This is a genomic window from Streptomyces sp. UH6, from assembly GCF_013421635.1.
Classification (GTDB): domain Bacteria; phylum Actinomycetota; class Actinomycetes; order Streptomycetales; family Streptomycetaceae; genus Streptomyces; species Streptomyces abyssomicinicus.
Window position 1 is genome coordinate 1 of record NZ_JACADT010000831.1, and the last position, 2,540, is coordinate 2,540.

Sequence of the window (2,540 nt, forward strand, 5' to 3'; positions counted from 1 at the left end):
AGTGGGCGCCGCCCGGGGTGGCCTCGGGGTCGGGTCCGGCCGCCGCGGCGGCCTCGCTGTAGATGTCCGGCTCCAGGTAGATCACGCGGGCGATCGGCACCGCCGCGCGGACGCGCTGTTCGGCGGCGTCGATCGCAGAGGCGATCTCGGCGGCGCCGGAGTCGGCCTTGACCGCGATCTTCGCGGCGACCAGCAGCTCCTCGGGGCCGAGGTGCAGCGTGCGCATGTGGATCAGGCGGGGCACGGTGTCGCCGTCGACCACGGCGGCCTCGATCTTCCTGACCTCCTCGAGACCCGCGGCCTCACCGAGCAGCAGCGACTTGGTCTCCAGGGCCAGCACGATCGCGATCACGATCAGCAGGACGCCGATGCACAGCGTGCCGATGCCGTCCCAGACGCCGTCCCCGGTCAGCAGGGCGAGGCCGACGCCGCCGAGGGCGAGGACCAGGCCGACCAGGGCGCCGAGGTCCTCCAGCAGGACGACCGGGAGCTCGGGGGCCTTCGCACGGCGCACGAACTGCGACCAGGAGAGCCCGCCGCGGACCTCGTTGGACTCCTTGATGGCGGTGCGGAAGGAGAACGACTCCGCGATGATCGCGAAGACCAGCACGCCGACCGGCCAGTACCAGTGTTCCAGCTCGTGCGGGTGCTTGATCTTCTCGTAACCCTCGTAGAGGGCGAACATGCCGCCGACCGAGAACAGCACGATGGAGACCAGGAAGGCGTAGATGTACCGCTCACGGCCGTAGCCGAAGGGGTGCTGCGGCGTCGCCTCCCGCTTGGCCTTCTTGCCGCCTACGAGCAGCAGCCCCTGGTTGCCGGAGTCGGCGAGCGAGTGGACACTCTCCGCCAGCATGGACGACGAACCACTGAAGAGGAACGCCACGAATTTGGCTACCGCGATCGCCAGGTTCGCGGCCAGTGCCGCGACGATCGCCTTGGTTCCGCCTGACGCGCTCATGAGTTCGCGTGGTTCCTTCCTGCTCAGCCGTCACTGCCGTTGACCGTCGGCATTGTTGCAGGCCGCCGCGGCCCGGGCGCGAGGACCGTGCGCACGAACAGCCCTCAGCAGGACACGGTTGCCCGGAAAAGCGTTCCGCTCCCGGACACTTCGGTCCTTTCTCCGGCCGGAACGAAGACGGAGGCGCCGGGGGCCAGCTTCAGTTCCCCGACGCGGACGCCGCCCTCGGTGCACAGGAGCACCTGGGGCGCGGGCCGGGTGAGGTCGACGGCGGGGGCACCGTCGGTGAGCCGGTGGCGGGAGAGGCGGAACTCGTCCACCGGGGTCTCGTACAGTTCCTCCCCGTCCGGCAGGGTGCGCGGGCGCAGGACGTCGGCGCCGCAGGACTCGAAGCGGACCACCCTCAGCAGTTCGGGGACGTCGACGTGCTTGGGGGTGAGACCGCAGCGCAGGACGTTGTCGGAGGTGGACATCAGCTCCACGCCCAGGCCGCGCAGGTAGGCGTGCGGGACGCCGGCCGACAGGTAGAGGGCGTCGCCGGGCGCGAGGCGGATGTGGTGGAGCAGCATCGAGGCGAGGACCCCGGGGTCGCCGGGGAAGTGGCGGGCTATCCGCGCGAAGACCTCGTAGCGGCCGTCGAGACGCTCGCAGGCGGCGGCCGTCGCGGCGACCGTACGGGCGGTCTCCCCGGCGTCGCCGGTGAGGACGGCGGTGAGCACCCGGCGCAGCGCCTCCCCCTCGGGGAGCGTGCGCAGCGTCTCGACGTGCGGGGCGAGGGCGGGGACGCCGAGGCCCTCGAACAGGTCGGCGGTGTCCGCGGCGGGGCGGAATCCGCACAGGCCCTCGAAGTCGGTGAGGGCGCAGATCAGCTCGGGCTTGTGGTTGGCGTCCTTGTAGTTGCGGTGCGGGGCGTCCACGGCGATGCCCTGGCGCTGCTCCGCCGCGTAGCCCTCCCTGGCCTGCACGAGGTCGGGATGGACCTGGAGGGAGAGCGGGCGGTCGGCGGCGAGCAGCTTGAGCAGGAACGGCAGCCGCGGGCCGAAGCGGGCGACGGTCCCGGCGCCGAGCTCGCGCTCCGGGTCGGCGGCGATGACGTCGGGCAGGCTGCCGCGCGGGGTGGAGGACGGCGCCCCGGGGTGGGCCCCCATCCACAGCTCCGCCTGCGGCTCGCCGGTGGGCGTCTCGCCGGTCAGCTCGGCGATGGCGGTGGTGGAGCCCCACGCGTACGGGCGGATGGTGTTGGTGAGGAGGTCCCTCCCCTTCGTCTCCGGGTGTCTCGGCGTGTCCCCCGCGCCGGGGGTTCCGGGGCGGGTGCGGTGTGCCGGCCCCAGCTCAGACACCCGAGGCGAGCGCCAGGTAAACGGCGGCGAAATCGGTGATGGCGATCAGTTCCGCCAGTGCCTCGAGTTCCTCGCCGTCCCCCGGCTCCAGTTCGCTGACCGGTGCGTCGTGGGCGAGGGCCAGGTCCCGGGCGGCGGGTGCCGCGCTGAGGCCGCCGGTGGGGCGGTCCCGCAGAAGGACGACACGCGCGCGCAGGGCGGCCGGTTCCTCGACGCGGTCGCGGAAGAAGTCGTCCGGG

The 2,540-nt window shown here is 72.6% G+C and carries 3 protein-coding genes; all 3 read right to left on the reverse strand.

Going from position 1 to position 2,540, the window contains the following annotated elements:
- Positions 1–961: cation diffusion facilitator family transporter (locus tag HW445_RS26425; RefSeq protein WP_180223398.1), on the reverse strand; the 961-nt coding region annotated here is incomplete at its 3' end.
- A gap of 104 nt (positions 962–1,065) precedes the next feature.
- Complete coding sequence (manA, locus tag HW445_RS26430) at positions 1,066–2,196, reverse strand: mannose-6-phosphate isomerase, class I (protein ID WP_308799952.1); 1,131 nt, start codon at positions 2,194–2,196, stop codon at positions 1,066–1,068.
- A 97-nt stretch (positions 2,197–2,293) separates the two neighbouring features.
- Positions 2,294–2,540: SIS domain-containing protein (locus HW445_RS26435; protein ID WP_306673365.1), on the reverse strand; the 247-nt coding region annotated here is incomplete at its 5' end.